The following is a 26,151-nucleotide window of genomic DNA, read 5'->3' as shown; positions in this document are numbered from 1 at the left end:
GTCCCCTTACAGCTTCATCAGGCTGGCGTCGTCGACCGAGGCCGAGTGGCGGGAGCGGAACAACGACACGATGATCGCGAGCCCGACGACGACTTCCGCGGCGGCGACGACCATCGTGAAGAACGCGACGATCTGTCCGTCGAGGTTTCCGTGCATCCGGGAGAAGGTGACGAGCGCCAGGTTGCACGCGTTGAGCATCAGCTCGATGCACATGAACAGCACGATCACGTTCCGCCGGATCAGCACCCCGGAGGCGCCGATCGCGAACAGCAGGGCCGCGAGGTAGAGGTAGTTGACCGGGTTCACTTGGCGGCCTCCGAGTTCTCCGCCGCGGATGCCGGGTCGGCCCCTCGGGCCACGGCGTCGGCGTCCTCACGTCCCAGCCGCTCCCCGGAGCGCTGTTCCAGCGCCTTGAGGTCGGCCAGGGCCTCCTGCGAGACGTCGCGGATCTGGCCCCGCTCCCGCAGCGTCCTCATCACGGTGAGCTCGGACGGGCTGCCGTCCGGGAGCAGACCGGCGATGTCCACCGCGTTGTGCCGGGCGTAGACACCGGGGGCGGGCAGCGGCGGGAGGTGCTTGCCGCGCACGCGCTCCTCGGACATCTCCCGCTGGGTCTTGGCCCGTTCGGTGCGCTCGCGGTGCGTGAGCACCATCGCCCCGACCGTCGCGGTGATCAGCAGAGCGCCGGTGATCTCGAAGGCGAACACGTACTTGGTGAAGATGAGGTTGGCGAGCCCCTCGACGTTTCCGCCGTGCAGGGCGTTGGCCGCGCCCAGACCGTTGAAGGTGGACAGCGACGCGTTGCCGATGCCGCCGATCAGCAGGACGCCGAAGCCGAGGCCGCAGCCCACGGCCAGCCAGCGCTGCCCCTTGAGGGTCTCCTTGAGGGAGTCCGCCGCGGTGACGCCGACGAGCATCACGACGAAGAGGAACAGCATCATGATCGCGCCGGTGTAGACGATGATCTGGACGATGCCCAGGAAGTAGGCGCCGTTGGCGAGGTAGAAGACGGCGAGGACGACCATGGTCCCGGCGAGCGCCAGGGCGCTGTGCACGGACTTCTTCAGCAGGATCGTGGCGAACGCGCCGATCACGGCGACGGTCCCCAGGATCCAGAACTGGACGGCCTCACCGGTGGACGTGGTGGTAGCGGCAGCGGCCAGCGCGCTCATGCGTCCACCCCCTTGTCCGGCTGTACGCCGGTGGCTCCCGCGGACTCGTCGGGCTTGGCGCCCTCGCCCTTGGAGAGCGCCGGCTGAGGGACCGTGCCGGGGGCGGCCTCGGTGACCAGACCCCGGTAGTAGTCCTGTTCGTCCGTGCCCGGGAAGATCGCGTGCGGGCTGTCGACCATGCCTTCCTCCAGGCCCGCGAGCAGCTCGTCCTTGGTGTAGATGAGGCTCTCGCGGGTGGTGTTGGCAAGCTCGAACTCATTGGTCATCGTCAGCGCCCGGGTGGGGCACGCCTCGATGCACAGTCCGCAGAGGATGCAGCGCGCGTAGTTGATCTGGTAGACGCGGCCGTAGCGCTCTCCCGGGGAGTAGCGCTCCTCCTCCGTGTTGTCCGCGCCCTCCACGTAGATGGCGTCCGCCGGACACGCCCAGGCGCACAGCTCGCAGCCGACGCACTTCTCCAGGCCGTCCGGGTGGCGGTTGAGCTGGTGGCGGCCGTGGAAGCGGGGCGCCGTCACCTTCGGCGTCTCCGGGTACTGCTCGGTCAGCCGCTTCTTGAACATGGCCTTGAAGGTCACGCCGAAGCCGGCCACGGGGTTCTGGAACTTCTCCCCCGCCGCTCCCGATTCGCCCGAGGACCCAGCGGATCCCGATGAGCCCGTGAGCTCTGGTTTCTCAGACACCGCCGGCCTCCTTTCCGTCACTCGCGTTGTCGTCACTCTGAGTATCGGGCCCACCACTGACAACGAGCTCCCGCTCCCGTCGTGGCCTGCGCCTGGGCACCGGCGGCAGGATCTGTCCGGGCAGCGGCGGCACCGGATACCCGCCCGCCATCGGGTCGAAGGCGGGCTCGTCCCCGGCCTCCGCCTCCCGTTCCTTGGCCCTGCGGTCGCGGAACATGTCGACGACCAGGGAGATCAGCAGGATCGCGAGCACCGCCCCGCCGACGTACAGCACGATCCGGGAGAAGTCGTAGCCCTCGTTCCGCAGCGCGCGGACGGTGGCGACGAGCATCAGCCAGCCCACCGAGACCGGGATCAGGACCTTCCAGCCGAGCTTCATCAGCTGGTCGTAGCGGACGCGTGGCAGGGTGCCGCGCAGCCAGATGAAGAAGAAGATCAGCGCCTGGAGCTTGAGGAAGAACCAGAGCATCGGCCACCAGCCGTGGTTCGCCCCCTCCCAGAACGCGGAGATCGGGTACGGGGCCCGCCAGCCGCCGAGGAACAGCGTCACCGCGATCATCGACACGGTCACCATGTGGATGTACTCGGCGAGCATGAACATCGCGAACTTGATGGAGCTGTACTCGGTGTTGAAGCCGCCGACGAGGTCGCCCTCGGACTCCGGCATGTCGAACGGGGCCCGGCTGGCCTCCCCGACCATCGTCACCATGTAGATGAGGAAGGACATCGGCAGCAGGATGATGTACCACCGGTCGCCCTGCGCCTCCACGATCGTCGAGGTCGACATCGACCCGGAGTAGAGGAAGACCGAGGCGAACGCCGCGCCCATCGCGATCTCGTAGCTGATCATCTGGGCGCACGAGCGGATTCCGCCGAGCAGCGGGTACGTCGAGCCCGAGGACCAGCCGCCGAGCACGAATCCGTACACCCCGACCGCGCCCACGGCGAGGATGTAGAGCGCGGCGATGGGCAGGTCGGTGAGCTGCATCGTCGTACGGGTGCCGAAGATCGAGACCTCGTTGCCCGCCGGGCCGAAGGGGATGACCGCGACCGCCATGAAGGCGGGGATCGCCGCGAGGATCGGCGCGAGGACGTAGACCGCCTTGTCCGCGCGCTTGACGATGACGTCTTCTTTCAGCATCAGTTTGATGCCGTCCGCGAGCGACTGGAGCAGTCCCCAGGGGCCGTGCCGGTTGGGGCCGATCCGCAGCTGCATCCAGGCGACGACCTTGCGCTCCCACACGATGGAGAAGAGCACGATCAGCATCAGGAACGCGAAGCAGAAGACCGCCTTGACGAGCACCAGCCACCAGGGGTCGGTGCCGAACATCGACAGATCCTCGGCGGCGAGGACGGCGCCCCCGGGCGCCGTCGTGAATGCGGTGAGGCCAGTCACGCTCGTACCTCCGATGGTTCGACGGGAGCACCCGGGACGGCGGCGGGGCCGATCCGCACCAGGCCGCCGGGGTTCGCACCGGTGTCGGCGGGGATACCGCGTCCCACCGAGTTCAGCGGCACCCAGACCACGCGGTCCGGCATGTCGGTGACCTGGAGGGGGAGTTCGACGGTGCCGGTGGGGCCGGCGACGGCGAGCAGGTCGCCGTCCTTGACGCCGGACTCGGCGGCGGTGCCGGCCGAGAGCCGGGCGACGGCCGCGTGCCGGGTCCCGGCCAGCGCGGTGTCGCCCTCCTGGAGCCGGCCGAGGTCGAGCAGCATCCGGTGGCCCGCGAGGACCGCCTCGCCGTCGCCGGGCCGGGGCAGCGGCCGCGCCGACTCGCGCGGGTCGTCCGCGTGGCCGCCCTCCCAGCCGCCGAGCCGGTCCAGCTCGCGGCGGGCGGCGGTCAGGTCCGGCAGCGCGAAGTGCACGTCCATGGCGTCGGCCAGCATGTGCAGCACCCGGGAGTCGACCGGCGCGAGGGTCCGGGGCATCTGCTCCGGCTTCAGCGCCGCCTGGAACATCCGGACCCGGCCCTCCCAGTTGAGGAAGGTGCCGGACTTCTCCGCGACGGCGGCGACCGGGAAGACCACGTCCGCCCGTTCGGTGACCTGGCTCGGCCGCAGCTCCAGCGAGACCAGGAACCCGACCTCGTCCAGGGCCTGGAGCGCACGGGCCGGGTCGGGCAGGTCCTCCACGCCGACGCCGGCGACGAGCAGCGCGCCCAGTTCGCCGGTGGCCGCGGCCTCGATGATCCGGCCGGTGTCGCGGCCTTGGCGCGAGGGCAGTTCGGCGACGCGCCACACGGCGGCCACCTCGTCCCGGGCCCGCGGGTCGGTGGCCGGGCGGCCGCCGGGCAGCAGGGTGGGGAGCGCGCCCGCCTCCACCGCGCCCCGGTCGCCCGCCCGGCGCGGAATCCACACCAGGCGTGCGCCGGTCGCGGCGGCGGTACGGATCGCGGCGGACAGCGCGCCGGGCACACCCGCGAGCCGCTCACCGACGATGATCAGGGAGTCCTCCGCGCGCAACGCCTCGGCCGCGGCGGCCCCTTCGGCTTCCAGGCCGACGCCGCCCGCGAGCGCGTCCAGCCACTCGGTCTCGGTGCCGGGGGCGGCGGGCAGCAGCGTGCCGCCCGCCTTGATCAGGCCGCGGGTGGCGTGCGAGGCGAGCGCGAAGGTCCGCTGGCCGCTCTTGCGGAACGCCTTGCGCAAGCGGAGGAAGACCCCGGGGGCCTCCTCCTCCGACTCGAACCCGACGAGCAGCACCGCGGCGGCCTTCTCCAGCGCGGAGTACGTGACCCCCTCGCCGTCCAGGTCCCGGCCCCGTCCGGCGACGCGGGCGGCCAGGAAGTCGGCCTCCTCGGCGCTGTGGACCCGGGCGCGGAAGTCGATGTCGTTGGTGTCGAGGGCGACCCGGGCGAACTTGCTGTACGCGTAGGAGTCCTCCACCGTCAGCCGGCCGCCGGTCAGCACTCCGGCCCGGCCCCGGGCGGCGAGCAGTCCGGCCGCCGCCGCCTCCAGCGCCTCGGGCCAGCTCGCCGGCTCCAGGACGCCTTCGGCGTTGCGGACCAGCGGGGTGGTGAGCCGGTCACGCTGCTGGGCGTAACGGAACCCGAACCTCCCCTTGTCGCAGATCCACTCCTCGTTGACCTCGGGCTCGTTGGCCGCGAGCCGCCGCATGACCTTGCCGCGCCGGTGGTCGGTGCGCATCCCGCAGCCGCCGGAGCACTGCTCGCACACCGAGGGGGTGGAGACCAGGTCGAAGGGGCGGGAGCGGAAGCGGTACGCCGCCGAGGTCAGCGCCCCGACCGGGCAGATCTGGATGGTGTTGCCGGAGAAGTACGACTCGAAGGGGTCGCCCTCGCCGGTGCCGACCTGCTGGAGGGCCCCGCGCTCGATCAGCTCGATCATCGGGTCGCCCGCCACCTGGTTGGAGAACCGGGTGCAGCGCGCGCAGAGCACGCACCGCTCACGGTCCAGCAGCACCTGGGCGGAGATCGGGACGGGCTTCTCGAAGGTCCGCTTCTTGCCCTCGAAGCGGGAGTCGGCCGCGCCGTGCGACATCGCCTGGTTCTGGAGCGGACACTCGCCGCCCTTGTCGCAGACGGGGCAGTCCAGCGGGTGGTTGATCAGCAGCAGCTCCATCACGCCCTTCTGCGCCTTCTCGGCGACAGGAGAGGTGATCTGCGACTTGACGACCATGCCGTCCGTGCAGGTGATGGTGCAGGAGGCCATCGGCTTGCGCTGGCCCTCCACCTCGACGATGCACTGGCGGCACGCGCCGGCCGGGTCGAGGAGCGGGTGGTCGCAGAAGCGGGGGATCTCGATGCCGAGGAGTTCGGCGGCCCGGATGACCAGGGTCCCCTTGGGGACGCTGATCTCGATGCCGTCGATGGTCAGCGTGACCAGGTCCTCGGGCGGGATGGCCGCCTCGCCGCCCCCGGAGGGTGCACTCGTGGTGACTGTCATGCGTTCACCCCCCGGTGAGCGTTCTTGCCGTCGGTGTTCTTGTCGTCGGCCCAGGCCGTGGATTTCGCGGGATCGAAGGGGCAGCCCTTGCCCGTGATGTGCTGTTCGTACTCCTCGCGGAAGTACTTGAGCGAGGAGAAGATCGGCGAGGCCGCGCCGTCGCCCAGCGCGCAGAACGACTTGCCGTTGATGTTGTCGGCGATGTCGTTGAGCTTGTCCAGGTCGGCCATCTCGCCCTTGCCGGCCTCGATGTCGCGAAGCAACTGGACCAGCCAGTACGTCCCTTCGCGGCACGGCGTGCACTTGCCGCAGGACTCGTGGGCGTAGAACTCGGTCCAGCGGGTGACGGCCCGCACCACGCAGGTCGTCTCGTCGAAGCACTGGAGCGCCTTGGTGCCGAGCATGGACCCGGCCGCGCCGACGCCCTCGTAGTCGAGGGGTACGTCGAGGTGCTCGTCGGTGAACATCGGGGTGGAGGAGCCGCCCGGGGTCCAGAACTTCAGGCGGTGACCGGCCCGGATGCCGCCGCTCATGTCGAGGAGCTGGCGCAGCGTGATGCCGAGCGGGGCCTCGTACTGGCCGGGGCTGGTGACATGGCCGCTGAGCGAGTAGAGCGTGAAGCCCGGGGACTTCTCGCTGCCCATCGACTTGAACCAGTCCTTGCCCCTGTTCAGGATCGCGGGAACCGAGGCGATGGACTCGACGTTGTTCACCACAGTGGGGCAGGCGTACAGACCGGCGACCGCGGGGAAGGGGGGTCGCAGCCGGGGCTGTCCACGCCGTCCTTCGAGAGAGTCGAGCAGCGCGGTTTCCTCACCACAGATGTACGCACCGGCGCCCGCGTGCACTGTGAGTTCCAGATCGAGCCCTGATCCCAGGACGTTCGTCCCCAGATAACCCGCCTCGTACGCCTCTCGTACGGCCTCGTGCAGTCGTCGCAGCACGGGGACGACCTCACCGCGCAAGTAGATGAACGCGTGCGACGAACGGATCGCGTAACAGGCGATCACGATGCCCTCGATGAGGCTGTGCGGGTTCGCGAAGAGGAGCGGGATGTCCTTGCAGGTCCCCGGCTCCGACTCGTCGGCGTTGACCACCAGATAGTGCGGTTTGCCGTCGCCCTGCGGGATGAACTGCCACTTCATCCCGGTGGGGAAGCCCGCGCCGCCGCGTCCGCGCAGACCGGAGTCCTTGACGTACGCGATGAGGTCGTCGGGCGACATGGCGAGCGCCTTGCGCAGCCCCTCGTACCCCTCGTGGCGGCGGTAGGTCTCCAGGGTCCAGGACTCGGGCTGGTCCCAGAAGGAGGAGAGGACGGGTGCGAGCAGCTTCTCGGGGCTCGTCCCGTTGTGGTCGATCTCGGCGGCCAAGGTCATCACTCCCCCTCCTCGGCTGCGGGCCCGGCCGGGTGCTCCGGGTCGGAGGCCGAGGTCTGCTGCGGTGCGTCGTGCGAGCTGAGGCGCTCGGCCGGCGACGGATCGTGGACCTGTGCGTCGTGCGGCCGGTCGTCCCGCGACTGCCCGTCCTTGGGCTGCCCGTCGCGCGGGGCGACGACGCGGGCCTTGGGCAGGCCCTCGCCCTTGGCGAGCTTCAGCCCGATCAGGGAGGCGGGGCCCGCTCCGCCGGTGGCCTCGACGGCGCCGGGGCGCTCGTCGGGGAAGCCGGCCAGGATGCGGGCGGTCTCCTTGTACGAGCAGAGCGGCGCGCCACGGGTGGGCTCCACGGTCCGTCCGGCGATCAGGTCGTCGACGAGCTGCGTGGCGCTCTCGGGCGTCTGGTTGTCGAAGAACTCCCAGTTCACCATCACGACGGGTGCGAAGTCACAGGCCGCGTTGCACTCGATGTGCTCCAGGGTGACCTTGCCGTCGTCGGTCGTCTCGTTGTTGCCGACGCCGAGGTGTTCCTTGAGCGTGTCGAAGATGGCGTCGCCGCCCATGACCGCGCACAGGGTGTTGGTGCAGACCCCGACCTGGTAGTCGCCGCTGGGCCTGCGCCGGTACATGGAGTAGAAGGTCGCGACGGCCGTGACCTCGGCGGTGGTGAGGTCGAGCGTCTCGGCACAGAAGGCCATGCCCGTACGGGAGACGTACCCCTCCTCGGACTGGACGAGGTGGAGCAGCGGCAGCAGCGCGGAGCGGCTGCCCGGGTAGCGGGCGATCACCTCCTTCGCGTCCGCGTCGAGCCGGGCGCGCACGTCGGCCGGGTAGGCGGGGGCGGGGAGCTGCGGCATCCCCAGACTGACCTCTTGATTTGCTGCGGTCACCGGTCGACGCCTCCCATCACGGGGTCGATGGACGCGACGGCGACGATCACGTCGGCGACCTGGCCGCCCTCGCACATCGCCGCCATGGCTTGCAGATTGGTGAAGGACGGGTCGCGGAAGTGGACCCGGTAGGGGCGGGTGCCCCCGTCGGAGACGACATGGACGCCGAGTTCGCCCTTGGGGGACTCGACGGCGGTGTACGTCTGCCCGGCCGGGACCCGGAAGCCCTCGGTCACCAGCTTGAAGTGGTGGATCAGGGCCTCCATGGAGGTGCCCATGATGTTCCTGATGTGGTCGAGGGAGTTGCCGAGGCCGTCCGGGCCGAGGGCGAGCTGGGCGGGCCAGGCGATCTTCTTGTCCGCGACCATGACCGGGCCCGGCTCCAGGCGCTCCAGGCACTGTTCGATGATCCGCAGCGACTCGCGCATCTCGTCCATGCGGATCAGGAAGCGTCCGTAGGAGTCGCAGGTGTCCGCGATCGGCACCTCGAAGTCGTAGGTGTCGTAGCCGCAGTAGGGGTCGCTCTTGCGCAGGTCGTGCGGGAGCCCGGCCGAGCGCAGCACCGGGCCGGTGGCGCCGAGGGCCATGCAGCCGGTGAGGTCGAGGTAGCCGACGTCCTTCATACGGGCCTTGAAGATGGGGTTGCCGGTGGCGAGCTTGTCGTACTCCGGCAGGTTCTTCTTCATGGTCCTGATGAACTCGCGCAGCGCGTCGACCGCGCCCGGCGGCAGGTCCTGGGCGAGGCCGCCGGGGCGGACGAACGCGTGGTTCATCCGGAGGCCGGTGATCAGCTCGAAGAGGTCGAGAACCAGTTCACGATCGCGGAAGCCGTAGATCATGATCGTGGTCGCGCCCAGCTCCATACCGCCGGTGGCGATGCACACCAGGTGGGAGGAGATCCGGTTGAGCTCCATCAGGAGGACGCGGATGATCGTGGCCCGGTCGGGGATCTGGTCCTCGATGCCGAGGAGCTTCTCGACGCCCAGGCAGTACGCCGTCTCGTTGAAGAACGGCGTCAGGTAGTCCATCCGCGTGACGAACGTGGTGCCCTGGGTCCAGTTGCGGAATTCGAGGTTCTTCTCGATGCCGGTGTGGAGGTAGCCGATGCCGCAGCGGGCCTCGGTGACGGTCTCGCCGTCGATCTCCAGGATCAGCCGCAGCACGCCGTGCGTGGACGGGTGCTGGGGACCCATGTTGACGATGATGCGTTCGTCGTCGGACTTGGCGGCGGATTCGACGACCTCGTCCCAGTCGCCGCCGGTGACTGTATATACAGTCCCCTCGGTCGTGGCACGGGGCGTTGCGTGGGGAGTGGTCATCAGGAGTACGACCTCCGCTGGTCCGGAGCCGGGATCTGGGCGCCCTTGTACTCGACGGCGATGCCGCCGAGCGGGTAGTCCTTGCGCTGCGGGAAGCCCTGCCAGTCGTCCGGCATCATGATCCGGGTCAGGGCCGGGTGCCCGTCGAAGACGAGCCCGAAGAAGTCGTACGCCTCGCGCTCGTGCCAGTCGTTGGTCGGGTAGACCTCGACGAGGGACGGGATGTGCGGGTCGCTGTCCGGGGCGGAGACCTCCAGCCGGATGACCCGGCCGTGGGTGAGGGACCGCAGGTGGTAGACGGCGTGCAGTTCGCGGCCCTTGTCACCGAGGAAGTGGACGCCGCTCACGCCCGTACAGAGCTCGAAGCGCAGGGCGGGGTCGTCGCGCAGGGTGCGGGCGACCTGGACCAGGTGCTCGCGGGCGATGTGGAAGGTGAGCTCGTCGCGGTCGACGACGGTGTGCTCGATGGCGTTCTCGGGGAGCAGGTCCTGCTCCTCCAGGGCCCCTTCGAGCTCGTCGGCCACTTCGTCGAACCAGCCCCCGTAGGGACGGGAGGAGGCGCCCGGGAACGTGATGGTGCGGATGAGGCCGCCGTAACCGGAGGTGTCGCCGCCGTTGTTGGCGCCGAACATGCCCCGGCGTACGCGGATGACCTCGCCGCCGGTGTCGCGCGGGGCGGGGACGGCGCCGCCGTTCTGCCCCTCGCCGTGGTTGTCGCCGTTCTTGTTCGCGGTCACCGCAGGAGCCCCTTCATCTCGATCAGGGGCAGTGCCTTGAGGGCGGCTTCCTCCGCCTCGCGGGCGGCCTCCTCCGCGTTGACCCCGAGCTTGCCGTCCTGGATCTTCTGGTGGAGCTTGAGGATCGCGTCCAGCAGCATTTCGGGACGCGGCGGGCATCCCGGCAAATAGATATCGACCGGAACAATATGATCAACACCCTGCACAATGGCGTAATTGTTGAACATCCCGCCCGATGATGCGCAAACACCCATGGAGATGACCCACTTGGGGTTCGGCATCTGGTCGTAGACCTGCCGCAGGACCGGCGCCATCTTCTGGCTGACCCGTCCCGCGACGATCATCAGGTCCGCCTGGCGCGGAGATCCGCGGAAGACCTCCATCCCGAACCGGGCCAGGTCGTAGCGGCCCGCGCCGGTCGTCATCATCTCGATGGCGCAGCAGGCGAGGCCGAACGTGGCCGGGAAGACGGAGGACTTCCGCACCCAGCCGGCGGCCTGTTCGACCGTGGTCAGAACGAAGCCGCTAGGCAGCTTCTCTTCGAGTCCCATGTGTGCCCCTCAGCCCCTCAGTCCCATTCCAGGCCGCCGCGACGCCAGACATACGCATAGGCGACGAAGACGGTGAGCACGAAGAGCAGCATCTCCACGAGCCCGAAGATCCCCAGGGCGTCGAAGGAGACCGCCCAGGGATAGAGGAAGACGATCTCGATGTCGAAGACGATGAAAAGCATCGCCGTCAGGTAGTACTTGATCGGGAAGCGGCCGCCTCCGGCCGGGGTCGGTGTGGGTTCGATACCGCACTCGTACGCTTCGAGCTTTGCCCGGTTGTAGCGCTTGGGGCCGATAAGCGTGGCCATGACCACGGAGAAGATCGCAAACCCTGCCCCGAGGGCGCCGAGCACGAGGATGGGCGCGTAGGCATTCACGCTCCTCGCTCCTTCCAGTCGTCCTTGACCGTTGGACCGCATCGGGCGACCGGCTCGCCACCTCACCAAGATCGTGCACATGTGAGGCAGTTCACAAGCCCGACTGCACCGCATCCTATGCCCGCCGCCCTGTGATCTGCGACACGGGGTACGTCACCGTCTTTGTGATCTCCACCACCTGACGAAGGATCATGAAGTCGTATGAGCGGTGATCTTCGTACGCGAAGCGGCCGAGTGATCACGAGACGTGACATTCATCGGTGTTACCGCTGGTCAAAGGCGTGCGGCGCTATCAATAGGCGGCCACTACAAGCAAATTGGCGATGGACGGAGGCGGGGTGATAAGGGCGGCGGCCGCCCACCGCACTCACCCGGACGAGGGGTGACGGGGACCGAAGGGGACATGTGCGCGCATTCACGAACTACCGGATGGGGCGGCCGGACGGAATGGACGGACATCCGGACGAGGGCGTCGACACCCCACCGCACGGGCCGGAATCGAGACCCGGACCGCGCGGTCGATGGCGTCCCGGTCCACGCGGTCGATGGCGTCCCGGTCCACGCCGCTCGCGGGCGCGAAGGTTGCCTGCCGCCGCAGACCCGCGCTGTGACCTGCGTCACCGGTGACGCGTCACCAGGAAACCGGGCTTGGCCATCGGTGTGAACGGATGGTAAGCGGCGGGCAATTCGGGCGTATTGCCGAAAGGCAGAGATCACGGCCCTGATCGACTGTGCCCGTTTTGCCCGTTACGGCGTCAATAAAGGCCCACAGAAAGCGGATTCACAGATTCCGAACGTAACTGTGTCGCAACACACGTTTCTTGATGGGACCCCTACAGCCCTGATAGCGCTAGTACCCATGTCCCACACCGCTCACATACCCAGCCACCGGAAGCCCCGCCAGCGCGCCACGAAGTCGGCGCTGCGGGCCGGAGTTGCCGGTGGCGTCCTCAGCACCATCGCGGTCGCGAGTGCCGCCGGCCCCGCCCAGGCCGAACCGGTGACCCAGACGATCGAGATGCCCACCATCACGTCCGGGCTCTCCACCACCGTCGCCGCATCCGCGCAGGCCACGCAGCAGGTCGCCCTCCACCTGGAGGCGCAGGCCCACGAGCTGGAGACGCAGGCCGACGAGGACGCCGCAGCCAAGAGCGCTGCGAAGAAGGCCAAGAAGGCCAAGGACGAGGCCGTCCGCGAGGCCGAGGCCAAGAAGAAGGCCGAAGCCGCCGCGAAGGCCGAGGCCGAGGCGAAGGCGCGGGCCGCCGAGCGCGCCTCCCGCACCTCCGAGCGCACCACGCTCAGCGCCCCCTCCAGCTCCTCGGGCTCCTCCTCGGGCAACTCGGCCTCCGCGTCCGCCCCCTCGTCCGCCCCGTCCTCCTCGTCGAACGCCACGGGCTCCGCCGCCTCCATCGTCGCGTTCGCCAAGGCCCAGGTCGGCGACGCGTACGTGGCCGGCGGCACCGGCCCCAACGCGTGGGACTGCTCCGGCCTGGTCCAGGCCGCGTACCGCTCGGTGGGCATCGACCTCCCCCGCGTCTCGCAGGCCCAGTCGACCGCCGGCACCCAGGTCTCCCTGGACGCCCTCCAGCCCGGCGACATCCTGTACTGGGGCGGCGCGGGCAGCGCGTACCACGTCGCGATCTATGTGGGCGGCGGCGAGTTCGTCGGTGCGCAGAACTCCAGCACCGGTACGGTTCAGCGCTCCATGGACTACGACCGGCCGACCGGCGCGGTCCGCGTTCTCTGATTCACAAGCGGGTTGGCTGGGCGCGCCTCGGGGGCGGGCCCGGGCAACCGCAGCGCCTCCGGGCGCACCGGAACACGGCTGAGGGCCGCCACCCCCTGCTCGGGGTGGCGGCCCTCGGCGTTCGTGGAACTGCTTAGGGCCCTGGGGGCAGCCGCCAGGAACCGCCAGTGGCGGTGATCAGACGTTGGTAGTAGTCAGGCATGACAAGTGCTCTGTGGACATCCGTGCTTTCGATGGTCGGTGTGACGGTGGGAGGCGCGTTGACGTATCTGACTCAACGCACGACCCAGCGGGCAGCCGAGCGGGCCGAGGAGCGAAGAAGGGCCGCGACACTGGCGGAGGAGCGTCGCGCCGAGCGGATCAGGACCGTGCTGGAGTACGTCCGGTTCGCGCTGGAGGCGGAGGGCGTGGCTCACGCACGGCCGGCCCGGTGGGAGGTGGGCGATGAGTGGTACCGGACGGCCAGGCCGGCGGTGGACGGCCTGCGCATAGCCGAGAACGGCGTCCAGTTGCTGTGCGCTCCCGACCTGCACACGCCGACGACGGCCTACGCCCGCGCCCTGAACCAGGCGGTCTGGGAGGAGCACGCCGAGACGAGTGTGGCCGAGCGCCTGGAACCGTTCAAGGCGGACTTCCTCGCCGTCGCGCGCAGCACTCTCGCCTGATGGCGATGACGCCGCCACTGTTGACGCCGTGCATCGCGACTGCTCGTCGACAGCAGCGACAAGGATTGAGCGGCGTCCCGAGGGGAGAGGACCGAGGCGATCAACTGACCTGAGCTAGCGCCGTCCGCGTCGTGCCGCTCGGCGGCGCGCATGGGCTCGCGCGCTCCGTGTGCGCCGTGAATCGCCGCTGGACGGCTCGGTGTCCGCCCCGTCGTCGCCGGGCTCCTTTGCCCCGTGCTGAGCGGACAGGTCTGCCGGGGCTGCCGGGGCGAGTTCGTCCGGGTGGTGGAACTCGTGCCCGGCCCGGGGGAACAGGACCAGGACGCCCGAATCGCGGCTTTCTTCGAGGACTTCGCCGACAGGGTCTTCCGGGTGGTCGTTCTCACCGGTCGGCGTGACGATGTCCCCCGCCTTCCAGCGCGGCTTCCAGCCCTTGTCCCGTCCCACGACCTGCCCCCCTCTTCGGGTCGGTCGAGCCTCTCGTCGTCGCGGCCCTTCCAGCCTAGGTGGCCCGTGACCCGGAAGGCGGCGATGTTGCGTCGCGGCCGGGCTCGGTGAGGACGAACCAGACCGTCCTGGTCCGCCGGGCGTCCTCCTGTCGCGTGCTGCTCCCCCAACTGGTGGCCAGGCCGTCGACGACAAGGAATCCGCGTCCGCCTTCACCGGCGGGGCGAGCCGCCGGATTCGGCAGCGGGCCGGGGCCGTCGTCGGTCACGTGGACCGCGACCTGGTCCCGGTCCACCATGACCTCGACCCGGACCAGCTCCGAACTCGTATGGCAGTACACGTTGGACACCAACTCGCTCACACAGAGCCGGGCGTCGTCCGCGAGTCCGGGGTGCGCGCCGGTCCGGAGCAGCGCCCCGACGAAGTCCCGCACGATCTTCGAAGCGGCGGCGGAGTTGGGCATGGCGAGCCGGTAGCCCTCGCCGCGTTGGGGGAAGTACGGAAACGGGGTGGGCGGGGCGATGACGGGGGGCATGGGGTCTCCCTACATGGGCCGGTGTCTGATGCGCGGCCGTCCGCCGTGACTTCGGTCACCTTCGAGGTCACCAACTGGCCCCGAAGCAACTGCACTTCGGCATTGTCCGACGCACTGCGCGACACCCCCGAAGGTAGGGCACAACAATGGTACGGCACAACAGTGGGACGGCTGTAGCACCCATTCGAGTGGACCTGAGGCAGGATGGAGCGGCACACTCATACCCGCATGAAAGAGAGGAACCGATGCCGCCAAGGAGCTATCCGACCGCGAGGCAGAAGCGGTTGGGCGCGGAGCTGCGCAAGCTGCGCGAACGGGCGGGCATGTCCGGCGGCGAGGCAGCCGCGTTTCTCGGTGGCGAGCGCGCGCAGATCAGCCACATCGAGTCCGGCCGGTACGGGGTGAGTGATCAGCGGGTGCGCCGACTGGCCGCCCACTACTCGGCCAACGACAAACACTTGGTGGACGCCCTAGCGGCCATGGCCGAGGAGCGCACCAAGGGCTGGTGGGACGAGTACCGGGGAGTTCTTTCGCCCGGCTTCCTCGATCTGGCGGAACTGGAGCACTGGGCGCTCTCCATCCGAGCCATCGAAATGCTGTACATCCCGGGCATCTTCCAGACCGAGGCATACGCCAAGTCGCTCCTGCGTGGCGGCGTCACCGACCCGCCGACCACGGAACTGGATGCCCGCGTCGAGCACCGAATGAGGCGTCGCGAGATCTTCGACCGGCCCCAGCCCACTCCGTACGAGGCGTTCATCCACGAAGCCGCCCTGCGCATGAGGTACTGCGACGCCAAGACGATGAGCCAGCAGCTGGACTACCTGCGCGATCTCTCCGAGTGGCCTTCCGTCACCATCCGGGTCATTCCGTTTGCCGCCCAGATCACCAGCTCTGTGCACTCGATGGCGTACGCCGGGGCCACGATCCCGGCGCTTGACACGGTCCAGATCGACAGCGCCTTCGATTCGGGGTTCCTCGATGCGGAGGCACAACTCGCCAAGTACCGGGAGCTACTCGGCTCCGTCGACTCGATCTCACTCGATGAGGCGGAGTCGAACGATTTCATCCAGCGCATCGCACAGGAAATGTGAGTCAACCGGCATGACCGAGGCAATCAACTGGCAGAAGTCGTCCTTCTCGGGGCCGGACGACAATCAGAGCTGCATCGAACTGGCCCCAGTCGACGGCCTGATCAAACTGCGCGAGAGCGACGACCCCCACGTGATCGTCACGACCAGCACGACGAAACTACGGGCCTTCCTTCTGGGCGTGAAGGCAGGAGAGTTCGACCACCTCATCTGAGGCCGCTCCGCAACGTCCTTCGCTGCCCGACATTCCAGCGGGCGGTGAAGGGCGTTCGCATGTTCGGCACACTCTTGGGACGTACCACCATTGCGCCTATGGTCACCATGAGGCTACGGTCACGTTGTGTTGCTGATGCCTCTACTTTGAGGCATCACTCCCCTGCCCACCGAGGCTCCCGGTACACAGACGCTGCGATCGGACGGTCGACCATGCGCACCTCTCCCCGCCCCACCCCCGTACAGGCCCAACGGGAGCGCGGCTTCCGGTTCGAAGTGCTGCGGTACGGGCCGGCCACCGGCTTCGTTCCCGAGCCGGTCGACCTCCGTGTGCTCCCCAACCCCCGCGACGCCATCCGCGTCATCCGCGTCCAGCTCCGCGCGAGCCATGTCCTCGGGCTCGCCCCGCGCGAGGCGGGGCGGGCCCTCTACTGGGCCGAGCAGGGCGGGTGGGTGCAGGCGCTCGGGGCCCTCCACCGGGGGGAGCCCTGTGGGTTCACCCTGATGCTCCGCAAGGGGCGGCACATCGAGTGGAGCGTGCGCCCCCTCACGTACCTGGCCCTCAGCGTCCCGTCCCCGCACCCGCACGCGCCTGTCGTGCCCGCCGCGTCCGGCGCGCCCCCGCAGTGAGCAGCGCCAGGCCCATCAGCAGGGCGCTCACCCAGACCGGGGCCCGGTAGCCGAACCCCGCGTCCAGGGCCAGGCCGCCCGCCCACGGGCCCACCGTCGCACCCAGGTTGAACGCGCTCGTGGTGAAGGCCCCGCTGAGCGTCGGGGCGTCCGGGGCGAGGGCGAGGACCCGGGTGATCAGGGCCGTGCCCGTACCGAAGGCGAGCATGCCCAGGAGCGGGATCAGGGCGAGGGCCGCCACCGGGCCGCCGCCCGCCGTCAGGGCCAGGGCGCCCCAGCCGAGGGCCAGGGCGGTCATGCCGTACGCGATGAAGGCCGTGGGCCGCCGGTCCGCCCACCGCCCCGCCACGGTGACGCCGAGGAACGCGCCCGCCCCGAACAGCGCGAGAGCCGCCGGCACCCAGGCCGCGCCGAGGCCCGACTCGCGGGTGAGGAGCGGTTCCAGGTAGGAGAAGGTGCAGAAGGTGGCCCCCTGGACCAGCGCCATCGTGAGCAGGGTCGGGCGGAGCCGGGGGCCGGTGAGGGTGCGCAGTTCCTCCCGTACGGGGGAGGAGGGCGCGGCGGCGGAGGGGGCCGCGACCCGCTCTCGGCCCGCCGGGGCCCCGCCCGGACCCCGACCCGCCCGGACCCCGCCCGGGCCCCGACCCGCCGGAAGCCTCGCCGGAATCGTGCGCAGGATCGCCAGGAACGCGGGCAGCGACACCACCGCGACCGCCCAGAACGCCGACCGCCATCCCCACCGCTCCCCCAGCACCGCTCCGGCCGGTACGCCCACCACGCAGGCGATCGTCACCCCGCCGACCACCACGGCCGTGGCCCGGCCCTTCAGCCGGTCCGGGACCATCGACACCGCGGCCGTCAACGCCACCGCCCAGAAGCCCGCGTTGGCGAGGGCCCCGACGAAGCGGGTGGCGAGGAGGACTCCGTAACTCGGGGTGAGAGCGCCGATCACATGGACGGCGACGAAGACCGCCAGGAACAGCGACAGCGCCCGGCGGCGGGGCCACCCGCGGCTGAAGAGGGCCATCAGGGGTGCGCCGACGACCATGCCGACAGCGAAGGCGGAGGTGAGGAGGCCGGCGGCGGAGAGGGAGACGTTCAGGTCGGCGGCGATGCCCGAGACGAGCCCGGACAGCATGAACTCCGAGGTGCCCTGGGCGAAGACCGCGAGCCCGAGGACGTAGACAGCGAATGGCATGGGTGAGAAGCCCCTTGGACGGAACCGTCGTGGATGGACAGACAGACCGAGGTGCGGGGATGGGGGCCGCGCGACAGCCCCGCCCACGAGGGGGCAAAGGGCTGCGCGGAAGAAGTGCCCGGCCGGCACGTCGTCGGCGGACCGGGCACGAACCCGGCATGCGGCGACGGACCGGGGCACGAACCCGGCGTACGGCGGTGTCCACCGCGATGTCGGCGGCGGCGCCTCAGCGCGTACGCGGGGTGGGAACGGCCCGTACCCGCGGTGATCCGGCGGCGTCGGAACCGTACGGAGAGAAGCCGGTGGCCCGAGGGCGATCGGCTGCGCTCAGCAGGAACTTGGCCACCGGCGCACCGGTGGCCGGAGTCTGTCGGACTCGGGGCTGGACATGGCAGTGAGGCTAGCGGGTGGGGCGGTGACGCCTCCACCGGTTTCCGGGGCGGAGGGCCCCGGAACGGCCGGTCAGCGGCGGCGCTGGCGGCGGTTCGCGCGGTCCGGCTCGCGCGCGGACGTGGTGGGCGCGGGCGGCTCGTCGTACGGGCCGTCGAAGTCCTCGTCGTCGTCCGGGGAGGTCAGCCCGGCGGCGAAGCGGGGCTCCAGGAAGAGGCCGTGGTGCTGGAGCGGCGCGGTGTCTTCGGCGCCCGGTTCCGGGCGTGAGGACTTCCGGGGCAGGGAGGCGGTCGTCATGGCTGTCTGTCCTTGGGTCGAGCAGCGCTGTATCGGCTTGTCCCGTACCCCGCTGATCTGCGTTCGATGTATGCGGTGGGGCGGAGAAGAGCGTCGTACGCGCCGCGTGCCGCAGCTCGGGTCGAGGGCGGGCACCAGCCGGTCCGGGACTGCCGACGACCGGGGGTGGCGCGCAAATCATCGCACACGATGACGTGGGCGGCTGGGGATTACGGCCCGGTGAAGGCCGTGCCGGGGCCTGGCGGGTGAGTCAGAGGACGACGCGGAAGTGCGTGGTCAGACGCCGGTCCTCGCCCAGGACGTGGAACGCGAGACCCGGGGGCTGGTCGCGGTCGGCCGGCCGGTCCCCCTCCCAGGGCATCCGCAGGGTCCAGGTGACGGCGGGTCCGACGATGAGCGGGCGGCCCGCGAAGGTCGACGCGGCCGCCGTGTGGGCGTGCCCGGTCAGTACGGCGACGACCTGCGGGTGCGCCGCCAAGAGGCGCGCGAGGTGTTCCGGCTCCTGGAGCATCCCGGCGTCCGGCAACGGGTGGTGGAGCTCGACGGGCGGCTGGTGGAAGGCGATCAGCGTGGGGACGCCGTCCGGCAGCGCGGCGATCGTGGCGTCGATCCAGGCGAGCGTCCGAGCGTCGAGACGCCCCTCGTCATGGCCGGGGATGGTGGAGTCGCACATCAGGATGGCGGTTCCGGCGATGCGGTGGACCCGGTTGATGGGGCTGTCCGCGGGCTCGTCCCCGCTTCCGTACGCCTCGCCGTCCTCGGGAGCTACGCCGGTCCCGGGCTCGTCCCCGCTCCCGTACGCCTCGCCGCTCCCGGGCTCCTCGCCGAGGAACGCCTTGCGGTAGGCGGGGCGCGCGTCGTGGTTGCCGGGGCACGGCAGTACGGGGAAGGGGGCGTCCAGGATGCGGGCCGCCTCCTCGTACTCGGCCTCCGCCGCGTGATCCGCGATGTCTCCGGTGACCAGCAGCGCGTCGACCGGACGGGGCAGGGCCCGCAGGTACTCCATGACGCGGGTCGCCCTGCGCGTCGCGCGCTCACTGCCGTCCAGGTGCAGGTCACTGATCTGGGCAAGCAACATGTCGGCCCTGCTCTCTGGCTAATGTTAATTATCCTTCTTCCATTAGGCACCCTAGAATGGGGCGCACGCATGGAGCAAGGGGGTGGCCCGTGGACGGACTTGGGCCGCGAGGGGAGCGAACGAGGTGGCGCAACGGCTGGTACTGGAACTGGCGAGCACCATCCGCCACGACGGGGACGGCGGTGTCGCCGACGACCTGGACACGGTCGGGGGGACGGTGCGGTGGCTCCAGGGGCAAGGGGAGCTGCTGGCCGCCCTGGGCCCGGCCTCCGGGCCCCTCGTCGCGGATGCGGAGTTGAGGGAGGGGATCGTCGGCGTCCGGCGAGCGGTGCGGGCGCTGTTCGCGCGGGTCGTCAGCCCGGACCCGCCCAGTCCGGCCGACGCCCACCGGCTGATGCCCGCCGATCAGGCGCTGGCCTGCCTCAATGCCGCCGTCGCCCGGGAGTTGGTCGCCCCGCAACTGGACTGGCCGGCCGAAGAAGCCCCGGCGGTACGGCTGTTGTCGGCCGAGGACGACCCGTACGTCCGGCTGATCGCGGCCCTGGCGCGCGACGCCGTGGACTTCCTCGGCGGGCCGGAGCGCGAGCAGTTGCGGGCCTGCCAAGCGCCGCGCTGTGTGCGGTACTTCATCAAGAACCACGGGCGGCAGGAGTGGTGCAAGCCGTCCTGCGGCAACCGGGCGCGGGTGGCCCGCCACTACGAGCGCACGCGGGGCGCGGCGACGGGCGAGGGGCCCGCCGTACGGTGACGCCCGCGCTCGGAGGGTCAGGCCCCCGGCAGCGCATAGGACCACAGGCGGTCGATCTCCGCGAACCCGGCCGACTCGTACAGCCGGTTGGCCGCGGTCCGGTCGCGCTCACCGCCCGGGGGCTCGTCGTCGTCCACGTACAGGACCGCCTGGGTGGCGCCGAGTCCGCCGAGCGCGTGGAGGGCCGAGCCGAGCAGGGCGCGGCCGGTCCCGCGCCCCCGGGCCGCCGCGTCGACCTCGATCCACCACAGGACGCCGATCCCCTGCACCGGGTGCCCGATCACGGCCTCGGCCACGGTCCGCCCGTCCCGCACGACCTCCAGCCGCTGCGAGGCCCCTCGGTCCCGCGCGGGGCCGACCCGTACGCCCTCCGCGCGGGGCAGTCGGGGGCGGGGCAGGTCGGCGCGCATATAGCGCCAGAGGCGTTCCCCGGTGTAGCCCGCACGCTCCAACGCGGCGTGGGTCGCGGGCCGGTGGCCGGCCGGCAGCCCTTCGAGGCCCTGGGTGAGCGCGGTGGCGAACGGGAACGCGTCGACCGGGACGGCCGGCAGGAGCGCCGCGGCGCGGGCGAGCAGTGCGTCCGCGACCACCGGCTCCTCTCCGCAGTGCAGCCACGGGATCAGCCCCGTCCCGTCCTTCGTACGCCGGGCACAGGCGACGGCCCCGACGATCGCGCCGCCGGAGTCCACCGCCACCTGGACCTCCGGTTCGTCGTACGCGCCCCACCAGTGGCCGTCCGCCTCCGTGCGGCCCCTCGACGCCTCCGCGAGCAGTTCCGGCGTGGCCCGGGGCTGACCGGGGAGGCGGTCCGCGTCGACCAGGGCCAGGACCTCCGGGAGGTCGGCGGGGCCGCAGGGGCGGAGGGTGGGGCGGGCGGGGTGCGTGGGGTGTGAGGTGGAGGCGGGCACGGCTCCAGCCTGGTCAAGGATCCTCTGCGCTGTCCAGTCTGGAGGCGGGCACGGCTCCAGCGTGGTCAATGATCCTCCGCTCTGTCCATTCCAGCACAGCCCGTTCTCCGCCCCTGAACGCCCGGCCCCCGGCGAGGGTCGGGCCCGGATGCCGTCAGTGGCCCACCCGCACCGCCGCCAAGTGGCCCGTGTTCCGGGCCACTCGCTCCCCTAGATTCGGTGACGGCGCAGGTGGCTGTCCATGCCACGCGTCCGGGACGGTCATGTCCGCACGATGGATTCCCGCCGCCGGTCCGGCGCGAGGTCTCGCCGTGGCCCAGCTGGTCAACTCCTTGGGCGACGGGGCCTATTACGTCTGCTCCGCGCTGTACTTCTCGCAGGTCGTCGGCCTCTCCGCCACGCAGATCGGGCTCGGGCTGACGGTCGCCTGGGGGGTGGGGGCGGTCGCCGGGGTGCCGCTCGGCCGGCTCGCCGACCGCCGGGGGCCGCGTACGACCGCCGTCGTCCTGGCCCTCGCCACGGCCGCCAGTGTGGCGGCCTTCCTGGCCGTACGGTCGTTCCTCCCGTTCGTCCTCGCCGCCTGCGCCTACGCGACCGCGCAGTGCGGGCTGGCCGCCGCCCGGCAGTCGCTGCTGGCCGGGCTGGTGGACCGGGGCGGGCGGACCCACGTACTCGCGCACCTTCAGTCGGCCCTCAACGCGGGCCTGGCGCTGGGGGCCGCGCTCGGGGGCCTGGCCCTGCACGTGGGTACGGGACGCGCCTATCTGGCGGTCCTGGTGCTGGACGCCGTCGCGTTCGCGGGGTGCGCGCTGCTGCTCGCGCGGCTGCCGGAACCGGGGCTGGACGCGAAGCCGGGCCGCGCCGTACTCCCGGACCCGGTCGCTCCCCCGGCCCCGTCCGTGCTGCGGGACGCGCCCTACGCCCTCGTCACCCTGCTCAACATGGTCATGCTGCTCCGGATGCCCCTCATCAGCGTGGCCGTGCCGCTCTGGATCGTCGAGCACACCGACGCACCGGGCTGGACCGTCTCGGCGCTCCTGGTGCTCAACACCGGGGCCGTGATGCTCTTCCAGGTCCGTACGGCCTCCGCCGTGAGGGATTTGCCCAGTGCCGTGCGCACGGTCCGGGGCGGCGGGGTCCTGATGCTGGTCTCCTGCGCGGTCTTCGCCGGTACCGCGCTCGACGCACCGCTGTGGGCGCTGTTGGGGGTGCTGCTGCTCGCCGCCGGGCTCCAGGTGTGGGGCGAGATGCGGCAGTCGGCGGGGGCCTGGCAGATCAGCTTCGATCTGGCCCCGGACGGGCGTCAGGGCCAGTACCAGGGGTTCTTCGGGACCGGGGTCCCGGTGGCCAGGATGCTGGGGCCGCTGCTGCTGACCGCGCTGATCGTGACCTGGGGGCCGCCCGGCTGGCTGGTGCTCGGTGCGCTGTTCCTCGTCGCGGGGGTCGCCATGGGACCGGCGGTGCGGTGGGCGGGGCGCAGCCGCCCGACCGCACCGGCCGTGGCGTCCGTCAAGCCTTCGGGGCCACCTTCGAGAGCCCGTTGATGATGCGGTCCATCGCGTCGCCGCCCGTGGGGTCGGTCAGGTTGGCCAGCATCTTCAGCGTGAACTTCATCAGCAGCGGGTGGGTCAGGCCGCGCTGGGTGGCGACCTTCATGACCTTCGGGTTGCCGATCAGCTTCACGAAGGCGCGGCCCATCGTGTAGTAGCCGCCGTAGGTCTCCTTGAGCACCTTCGGGTAGTTGTTCAGGGCCAGTTCGCCCTGGGCGGGGGTAGCGCGGGCGTGGGCCTGGACGATGACGTCGGCCGCGATCTGGCCCGACTCCATGGCGTACGCGATGCCCTCGCCGTTGAACGGGTTGACCATGCCGCCCGCGTCGCCGACGAGCAGGAGGCCCTTGGTGTAGTGCGGCTGGCGGTTGAAGGCCATCGGGAGGGCCGCGCCCCGGATCGGGATCGTCATGTTCTCCGGGGTGTAGCCCCACTCCTCGGGCATCGAGGCGCACCACGCCTTCAGCACCTCGCGCCAGTCCAGCTCCTTGAAGGCGGAGGAGGAGTTGAGGATGCCGAGGCCCACGTTCGAGGTGCCGTCGCCCATGCCGAAGATCCAGCCGTAGCCGGGCAGGAGCCGGTCCTCGGAGCCGCGTTTGTCCCACAGCTCCAGCCAGGATTCCAGGTAGTCGTCGTCGTGGCGGGGCGAGGTGAAGTACGTACGCACGGCGACGCCCATCGGGCGGTCCTCGCGGCGGTGCAGGCCCATCGCGAGGGACAGCCGGGTGGAGTTGCCGTCCGCCGCGACGACGAGCGGGGCGTGGAAGGTGACCGGGGTCTTCTCCTCGCCGATCCTCGCCTCGACGCCGGTGATGCGGCCGGTGCGCTCGTCGCGGATGGGCGCGCCCACGTTGCAGCGCTCGTACAGCCGGGCGCCGGCCTTCTGCGCCTGCCGGGCCAGCTGCTCGTCGAAGTCGTCGCGCTTGCGGACCAGCCCGTAGTCCGGGTAGGAGGCGAGATCCGGCCAGTCCAGCTGGAGCCGGACGCCGCCGCCGATGATGCGCAGGCCCTTGTTGCGCAGCCAGCCGGCTTCCTCGGAGATGTCGATCCCCATGGAGACGAGCTGTTTCGTGGCGCGGGGCGTGAGCCCGTCGCCGCAGACCTTCTCCCGGGGGAAGGCCGTCTTTTCCAGGAGCAGGACGTCGAGTCCGGCCTTGGCGAGGTAGTACGCGGTCGTGGAGCCGGCTGGGCCCGCTCCGACGACGATCACGTCCGCGCTGTGCTCGGAGAGGGGCTCGGTCACGGTCGGATCTCCCGAAGACTCGAATTCGCGTGCCGCGCGGCACATGTCCCGTGCAGTCTATGGGGGCCTGCGAAACAACCCTCCGAAGGGCTCCCCATGTCGATAGCGTCCGTACCGCCCACCGCCCCGGCCCCCGCAGTGAGACTGCGCGTCCCGACCGATGAGGACGCCCTGACCTGGCACCGGGTCTTCGACGACCCCGAGGTGATGGAGTTCCACGGCGGCCGGAGCGCCGAGTTCTCCGTCTACGAGGAGTTGACCGCACGGCAACGGCGGCATGACGCCGAGCTCGGCTACTGCCTGTGGACCCTCACCGACGCGGACGACACCGTGCTCGGCTTCACCGGTGCGCAGCCCTGGCCGCACACGCACTTCGGCCCGGTCGGCGCGATCGAGATCGGCTGGCGGCTCGGGCGCTCCGCCTGGGGGCGCGGCTACGCCACCGCCGCCGCCCGCACCACGCTGGAGCGGCTGCGGGCGGCGGGGGTGCCGGAGGTCGTCGCGATGGTCGACTCGCGCAACGCGCGGTCGATCGCGGTGGCGGAGCGGCTCGGGATGCTGCGGGGCGAGTCGTTCACCACCCCGCGCCCGGGGCAGGAGGCGTACTGCTTCCGGCTGGAGCTCTGAGCCGGGACTTTCGCGGGACCTCGGGCGCGGGTGGCCCGGTGCTGGGCTCACCCGGGCCGGAGCCTTACGGAAGCTGAGCGCGGGTGGCCCGGTGCAAGGCCACCACGCCGCCGGTGAGGTTGCGCCACGCCACCTTCGACCAGCCCGCCTTCTGGAGGAGTGCGGCGAGGCCGGGCTGGTCGGGCCAGGCGCGGATGGACTCGGCGAGGTACACGTACGCCTCCGGGTTGGAGGAGACCGCGCGGGCCGTGGGCGGGAGCGCGCGCATCAGGTACTCGGTGTAGACCGTGCGGAACGGGGCCCAGGTCGGCTGCGAGAACTCGCAGATCACGACCTGTCCGCCCGGCTTCGTCACCCGGTACAGCTCGCGGAGCGCGGTCTCGGTGTCCTGGATGTTGCGCAGCCCGAAGGAGATCGTGACGGTGTCGAAGACCTCGTCCTTGAACGGGAGCTTCATCCCGTCGCCCGCCGTGAACGGCATCCACGGGTGGCGGCCCTTGCCGACCTTGAGCATGCCGAGCGAGAAGTCGCACGGTACGACGTAGGCCCCGGCCCGCGCGAAGGGCTGCGAGGAGGTCGCGGTGCCCGCGGCCAGGTCCAGGATCCTCTGCGCGGGGCGGGCGTCGACCGCCGCCGCGACCGCCTTGCGCCACAGCCGGGCCTGGCCCAGCGAGATCACGTCGTTGGTCAGGTCGTAGTTGGCCGCCACACCGTCGAACATCGAGGCGACTTCGTGCGGCTGCTTTTCCAGGGAGGCTCGGGTCACCCTTCCATTCAAGCAGCCCACCCCTGTACGTCAGTGGGGGCGGTCCCCCGGCTCGGTGGGACGGCCTCCGGCTCAGTGGGGGCGGTCCCCCGCGATGGCGACGCGTTCGGCGACCCGGCGGTGCGGGGCGTAGTCGTTGACGGCGTAGTGCTGGGTGGCCCGGTTGTCCCAGAACGCGACGTCGCCCGCGCGCCAGGTGTACCGCACCTGGAACTCCGGCGCGTGCGCCTGCTGGAACAGCAGCCGCAGCAGCCGGTCGCTCTCCTCCCGCGCGAACCCCACGATCCGCGTCGTGAAGGAGGCGTTGACGAAGATCGTGCGGCGGCCGGTCACCGGGTGCCGCCGCACGACCGGGTGCTCGACGGGCGGGAACCGCTCCTGGTGCGGGGCCAGCCGCTCGGCCGGGTAGAAGCGGGAGAACCCGGGGATGAAGTCGTGCACCGCCCGCGCCCCCTCGATGCGCTCTTTCACCTCCTGGGGGAGGTTGTCGTACGCGGCCGCCATGTCCGCCCACAGCGTGTCCCCGCCCACCGGCGGGACCTCCCGCAGCTGGAGGACCGCGCCGAGGGCCGGGCGCTCGCGGAAGGTGACGTCCGCGTGCCAGACGTTCTCGAAGGTGGGCACGGCGGTGCGGTCGAGCCGGGCCACCTCCGGGTCGTCGCCGGTCGCCAGCAGCGGGTTGGTCTCCAGCTCGCCCCAGTGCCCGGCGAACGCCCGCTGCTGGTGCGAGGTGAGGTGCTGCTCCCGGAAGAACAGCACCTTCCACTCCAGCAGCGCCCGGTCCAGCTCCGCGCGCAGGGCCGGGGCGAGCGGGCGGGAGAGGTCGACGCCGTGGATCTCCGCGCCGATCACCGGGCCGCGCGGCACCAGCTCGAACAGCTCGTAGGGTCGCTCGGCCCACCCCTGAGGCACCCGGTGCAGCGTGCGCGGGCCCTCGTACAGACCGTCTGCGGGGATGCGGTGGTCGCGCAGGACGGGTGCGGGGACGGGGGTGGTCGTGAGGGTCATGGTTCTCC

Annotated in this window: 28 protein-coding genes; 8 read left to right on the top strand and 20 right to left on the bottom strand. The window is 70.8% G+C overall.

The genetic code is table 11. From position 1 onward, the window contains the following. Nucleotides 1–6: 6 nt before the first annotated feature. From nuoK to ACLJPL_RS07840, 11 genes are read right to left on the bottom strand one after another with little or no spacing between them, the layout of a single operon-like run. Nucleotides 7–306 (bottom strand): NADH-quinone oxidoreductase subunit NuoK, encoded by a 300-nt coding sequence (nuoK, locus tag ACLJPL_RS07890; protein ID WP_015610624.1) that lies wholly within the window; start codon nt 304–306, stop codon nt 7–9. Beyond that, entirely contained in the window at nt 303–1,172 is an 870-nt protein-coding gene (locus ACLJPL_RS07885; protein WP_411079965.1) for an NADH-quinone oxidoreductase subunit J, read from the bottom strand. The genes nuoK and ACLJPL_RS07885 overlap by 4 nt, the downstream gene beginning before the upstream one ends. Next, nucleotides 1,169–1,852 carry an NADH-quinone oxidoreductase subunit NuoI gene (gene nuoI, locus ACLJPL_RS07880; protein ID WP_411079964.1) on the bottom strand — a complete coding sequence of 228 codons (684 nt, stop codon included), beginning with the start codon at nt 1,850–1,852 and terminating at the stop codon, nt 1,169–1,171. The genes ACLJPL_RS07885 and nuoI overlap by 4 nt, the downstream gene beginning before the upstream one ends. Beyond that, nucleotides 1,845–3,248: an NADH-quinone oxidoreductase subunit NuoH gene (gene nuoH, locus ACLJPL_RS07875; RefSeq protein ID WP_411079963.1), complete on the bottom strand. Its 1,404-nt coding sequence runs from the start codon at nt 3,246–3,248 to the stop codon at nt 1,845–1,847. The genes nuoI and nuoH overlap by 8 nt, the downstream gene beginning before the upstream one ends. Next, on the bottom strand, nt 3,245–5,755 hold the full coding sequence (locus tag ACLJPL_RS07870; RefSeq protein ID WP_411079962.1) for an NADH-quinone oxidoreductase subunit G: 2,511 nt from the start codon (nt 5,753–5,755) through the stop codon (nt 3,245–3,247). Before ACLJPL_RS07870 ends, nuoH begins: the two co-directional genes overlap by 4 nt. Further along, on the bottom strand, nt 5,752–7,134 hold the full coding sequence (gene nuoF, locus ACLJPL_RS07865) for an NADH-quinone oxidoreductase subunit NuoF (protein ID WP_326704139.1): 1,383 nt from the start codon (nt 7,132–7,134) through the stop codon (nt 5,752–5,754). Before nuoF ends, ACLJPL_RS07870 begins: the two co-directional genes overlap by 4 nt. Continuing rightward, nucleotides 7,131–7,985, bottom strand: coding sequence for an NADH-quinone oxidoreductase subunit NuoE (gene nuoE, locus ACLJPL_RS07860; protein WP_411080046.1), 855 nt, complete (start codon nt 7,983–7,985; stop codon nt 7,131–7,133). Before nuoE ends, nuoF begins: the two co-directional genes overlap by 4 nt. 29 nt (nt 7,986–8,014) lie before the next feature. Beyond that, entirely contained in the window at nt 8,015–9,337 is a 1,323-nt protein-coding gene (locus tag ACLJPL_RS07855) for an NADH-quinone oxidoreductase subunit D (RefSeq protein ID WP_411079961.1), read from the bottom strand. Next, nucleotides 9,337–10,074, bottom strand: coding sequence for an NADH-quinone oxidoreductase subunit C (locus tag ACLJPL_RS07850; RefSeq protein ID WP_411079960.1), 738 nt, complete (start codon nt 10,072–10,074; stop codon nt 9,337–9,339). The genes ACLJPL_RS07855 and ACLJPL_RS07850 overlap by 1 nt, the downstream gene beginning before the upstream one ends. Next, entirely contained in the window at nt 10,071–10,625 is a 555-nt protein-coding gene (locus ACLJPL_RS07845; protein ID WP_018490715.1) for a NuoB/complex I 20 kDa subunit family protein, read from the bottom strand. The genes ACLJPL_RS07850 and ACLJPL_RS07845 overlap by 4 nt, the downstream gene beginning before the upstream one ends. 17 nt (nt 10,626–10,642) lie before the next feature. After that, a complete protein-coding gene (locus ACLJPL_RS07840) occupies nt 10,643–11,002 on the bottom strand; it encodes an NADH-quinone oxidoreductase subunit A (RefSeq protein WP_003967084.1) in 360 nt (119 codons plus the stop codon). Nucleotides 11,003–11,861: 859 nt separating this feature from the next. Here ACLJPL_RS07840 and ACLJPL_RS07835 point away from each other — a divergent pair. Together ACLJPL_RS07835 and ACLJPL_RS07830 are read left to right on the top strand one after the other, a co-directional pair. Continuing rightward, entirely contained in the window at nt 11,862–12,749 is an 888-nt protein-coding gene (locus ACLJPL_RS07835; RefSeq protein ID WP_411079959.1) for a C40 family peptidase, read from the top strand. 242 nt (nt 12,750–12,991) lie between these two features. Continuing rightward, nucleotides 12,992–13,414 (top strand): hypothetical protein, encoded by a 423-nt coding sequence (locus ACLJPL_RS07830; protein ID WP_411079958.1) that lies wholly within the window; start codon nt 12,992–12,994, stop codon nt 13,412–13,414. A 114-nt stretch (nt 13,415–13,528) separates the two neighbouring features. On the opposite strand, the gene ACLJPL_RS07825 is transcribed toward ACLJPL_RS07830, so the two are convergent. After that, the gene (locus ACLJPL_RS07825) at nt 13,529–13,861 is read right to left on the bottom strand and encodes a hypothetical protein (protein WP_411079957.1); all 333 of its coding nucleotides are present in this window, start codon (nt 13,859–13,861) and stop codon (nt 13,529–13,531) included. Between the two features lie 55 nt (nt 13,862–13,916). After that, the gene (locus tag ACLJPL_RS07820; protein ID WP_411079956.1) at nt 13,917–14,396 is read right to left on the bottom strand and encodes an ATP-binding protein; all 480 of its coding nucleotides are present in this window, start codon (nt 14,394–14,396) and stop codon (nt 13,917–13,919) included. 245 nt (nt 14,397–14,641) lie between these two features. Here ACLJPL_RS07820 and ACLJPL_RS07815 point away from each other — a divergent pair, with 245 nt between their 5' ends. The 3 genes from ACLJPL_RS07815 to ACLJPL_RS07805 all read left to right on the top strand — a co-directional run bounded on the left by ACLJPL_RS07815 (nt 14,642) and on the right by ACLJPL_RS07805 (nt 16,330). Continuing rightward, entirely contained in the window at nt 14,642–15,490 is an 849-nt protein-coding gene (locus tag ACLJPL_RS07815; protein ID WP_411079955.1) for a helix-turn-helix domain-containing protein, read from the top strand. Nucleotides 15,491–15,500: 10 nt separating this feature from the next. Next, entirely contained in the window at nt 15,501–15,701 is a 201-nt protein-coding gene (locus tag ACLJPL_RS07810; RefSeq protein WP_411079954.1) for a DUF397 domain-containing protein, read from the top strand. Nucleotides 15,702–15,913: 212 nt separating this feature from the next. Next, nucleotides 15,914–16,330, top strand: a complete 417-nt coding sequence (locus ACLJPL_RS07805; RefSeq protein ID WP_411079953.1) for a hypothetical protein — start codon at nt 15,914–15,916, stop codon at nt 16,328–16,330. On the opposite strand, the gene ACLJPL_RS07800 is transcribed toward ACLJPL_RS07805, so the two are convergent. The 3 genes from ACLJPL_RS07800 to ACLJPL_RS07790 form a co-directional block, all read right to left on the bottom strand. Then, nucleotides 16,263–17,528: an MFS transporter gene (locus tag ACLJPL_RS07800; protein ID WP_411079952.1), complete on the bottom strand. Its 1,266-nt coding sequence runs from the start codon at nt 17,526–17,528 to the stop codon at nt 16,263–16,265. The two genes, ACLJPL_RS07805 and ACLJPL_RS07800, sit on opposite strands and share 68 nt — an antisense overlap. 462 nt (nt 17,529–17,990) lie before the next feature. Continuing rightward, nucleotides 17,991–18,215 (bottom strand): hypothetical protein, encoded by a 225-nt coding sequence (locus ACLJPL_RS07795; RefSeq protein WP_411079951.1) that lies wholly within the window; start codon nt 18,213–18,215, stop codon nt 17,991–17,993. 250 nt (nt 18,216–18,465) lie between these two features. Next, nucleotides 18,466–19,293 (bottom strand): metallophosphoesterase, encoded by an 828-nt coding sequence (locus ACLJPL_RS07790; protein WP_411079950.1) that lies wholly within the window; start codon nt 19,291–19,293, stop codon nt 18,466–18,468. Nucleotides 19,294–19,417: 124 nt separating this feature from the next. Between ACLJPL_RS07790 and ACLJPL_RS07785 the strand changes: the two genes are divergently transcribed. Further along, complete coding sequence (locus tag ACLJPL_RS07785; RefSeq protein ID WP_411079949.1) at nt 19,418–20,041, top strand: CGNR zinc finger domain-containing protein; 624 nt, start codon at nt 19,418–19,420, stop codon at nt 20,039–20,041. 17 nt (nt 20,042–20,058) lie between these two features. Here ACLJPL_RS07785 and ACLJPL_RS07780 read toward each other — a convergent pair whose 3' ends face one another. Then, a complete protein-coding gene (locus ACLJPL_RS07780; RefSeq protein ID WP_411079948.1) occupies nt 20,059–20,949 on the bottom strand; it encodes a GNAT family N-acetyltransferase in 891 nt (296 codons plus the stop codon). A gap of 263 nt (nt 20,950–21,212) precedes the next feature. On the opposite strand from ACLJPL_RS07780, the gene ACLJPL_RS07775 reads away from it, so the two are divergent. After that, entirely contained in the window at nt 21,213–22,493 is a 1,281-nt protein-coding gene (locus tag ACLJPL_RS07775) for an MFS transporter (RefSeq protein WP_411079947.1), read from the top strand. Here the strand turns inward: ACLJPL_RS07775 and ACLJPL_RS07770 are convergent. Beyond that, entirely contained in the window at nt 22,459–23,742 is a 1,284-nt protein-coding gene (locus ACLJPL_RS07770) for a geranylgeranyl reductase family protein (protein ID WP_411079946.1), read from the bottom strand. The two genes, ACLJPL_RS07775 and ACLJPL_RS07770, sit on opposite strands and share 35 nt — an antisense overlap. A gap of 96 nt (nt 23,743–23,838) precedes the next feature. Here ACLJPL_RS07770 and ACLJPL_RS07765 point away from each other — a divergent pair, with 96 nt between their 5' ends. Then, nucleotides 23,839–24,369: a GNAT family N-acetyltransferase gene (locus ACLJPL_RS07765; protein ID WP_411079945.1), complete on the top strand. Its 531-nt coding sequence runs from the start codon at nt 23,839–23,841 to the stop codon at nt 24,367–24,369. Between the two features lie 64 nt (nt 24,370–24,433). Here ACLJPL_RS07765 and ACLJPL_RS07760 read toward each other — a convergent pair whose 3' ends face one another. After that, nucleotides 24,434–25,135 (bottom strand): demethylmenaquinone methyltransferase, encoded by a 702-nt coding sequence (locus ACLJPL_RS07760; protein ID WP_411079944.1) that lies wholly within the window; start codon nt 25,133–25,135, stop codon nt 24,434–24,436. A gap of 72 nt (nt 25,136–25,207) precedes the next feature. Then, entirely contained in the window at nt 25,208–26,143 is a 936-nt protein-coding gene (locus ACLJPL_RS07755; protein WP_411079943.1) for a TauD/TfdA dioxygenase family protein, read from the bottom strand. Between the last annotated feature and the right edge of the window lie 8 nt (nt 26,144–26,151).

The organism is Streptomyces sp. cmx-18-6, assembly GCF_046548915.1.
Taxonomy (GTDB): Bacteria; Actinomycetota; Actinomycetes; order Streptomycetales; family Streptomycetaceae; genus Streptomyces.
This window is presented reverse-complemented; position numbering and strand designations above follow the sequence as displayed.

What these genes read in the sequence shown, in the direction of transcription:
- ACLJPL_RS07885 (WP_411079965.1), bottom strand. Translation starts at nt 1,172, where the DNA reads ATGAGCGCGCTGGCCGCTGCCGCTACCACCACGTCCACCGGTGAGGCC.
- ACLJPL_RS07870 (WP_411079962.1), bottom strand. Translation starts at nt 5,755, where the DNA reads ATGACAGTCACCACGAGTGCACCCTCCGGGGGCGGCGAGGCGGCCATC.
- nuoE (WP_411080046.1), bottom strand. Translation starts at nt 7,985, where the DNA reads ATGCCGCAGCTCCCCGCCCCCGCCTACCCGGCCGACGTGCGCGCCCGG.
- ACLJPL_RS07855 (WP_411079961.1), bottom strand. Translation starts at nt 9,337, where the DNA reads ATGACCACTCCCCACGCAACGCCCCGTGCCACGACCGAGGGGACTGTA.
- ACLJPL_RS07845 (WP_018490715.1), bottom strand. Translation starts at nt 10,625, where the DNA reads ATGGGACTCGAAGAGAAGCTGCCTAGCGGCTTCGTTCTGACCACGGTC.
- ACLJPL_RS07835 (WP_411079959.1), top strand. Translation starts at nt 11,862, where the DNA reads ATGTCCCACACCGCTCACATACCCAGCCACCGGAAGCCCCGCCAGCGC.
- ACLJPL_RS07820 (WP_411079956.1), bottom strand. Translation starts at nt 14,396, where the DNA reads ATGCCCCCCGTCATCGCCCCGCCCACCCCGTTTCCGTACTTCCCCCAA.
- ACLJPL_RS07815 (WP_411079955.1), top strand. Translation starts at nt 14,642, where the DNA reads ATGCCGCCAAGGAGCTATCCGACCGCGAGGCAGAAGCGGTTGGGCGCG.
- ACLJPL_RS07810 (WP_411079954.1), top strand. Translation starts at nt 15,501, where the DNA reads ATGACCGAGGCAATCAACTGGCAGAAGTCGTCCTTCTCGGGGCCGGAC.
- ACLJPL_RS07805 (WP_411079953.1), top strand. Translation starts at nt 15,914, where the DNA reads ATGCGCACCTCTCCCCGCCCCACCCCCGTACAGGCCCAACGGGAGCGC.
- ACLJPL_RS07800 (WP_411079952.1), bottom strand. Translation starts at nt 17,528, where the DNA reads ATGCCATTCGCTGTCTACGTCCTCGGGCTCGCGGTCTTCGCCCAGGGC.
- ACLJPL_RS07795 (WP_411079951.1), bottom strand. Translation starts at nt 18,215, where the DNA reads ATGACGACCGCCTCCCTGCCCCGGAAGTCCTCACGCCCGGAACCGGGC.
- ACLJPL_RS07790 (WP_411079950.1), bottom strand. Translation starts at nt 19,293, where the DNA reads ATGTTGCTTGCCCAGATCAGTGACCTGCACCTGGACGGCAGTGAGCGC.
- ACLJPL_RS07775 (WP_411079947.1), top strand. Translation starts at nt 21,213, where the DNA reads ATGTCCGCACGATGGATTCCCGCCGCCGGTCCGGCGCGAGGTCTCGCC.
- ACLJPL_RS07765 (WP_411079945.1), top strand. Translation starts at nt 23,839, where the DNA reads ATGTCGATAGCGTCCGTACCGCCCACCGCCCCGGCCCCCGCAGTGAGA.
- ACLJPL_RS07755 (WP_411079943.1), bottom strand. Translation starts at nt 26,143, where the DNA reads ATGACCCTCACGACCACCCCCGTCCCCGCACCCGTCCTGCGCGACCAC.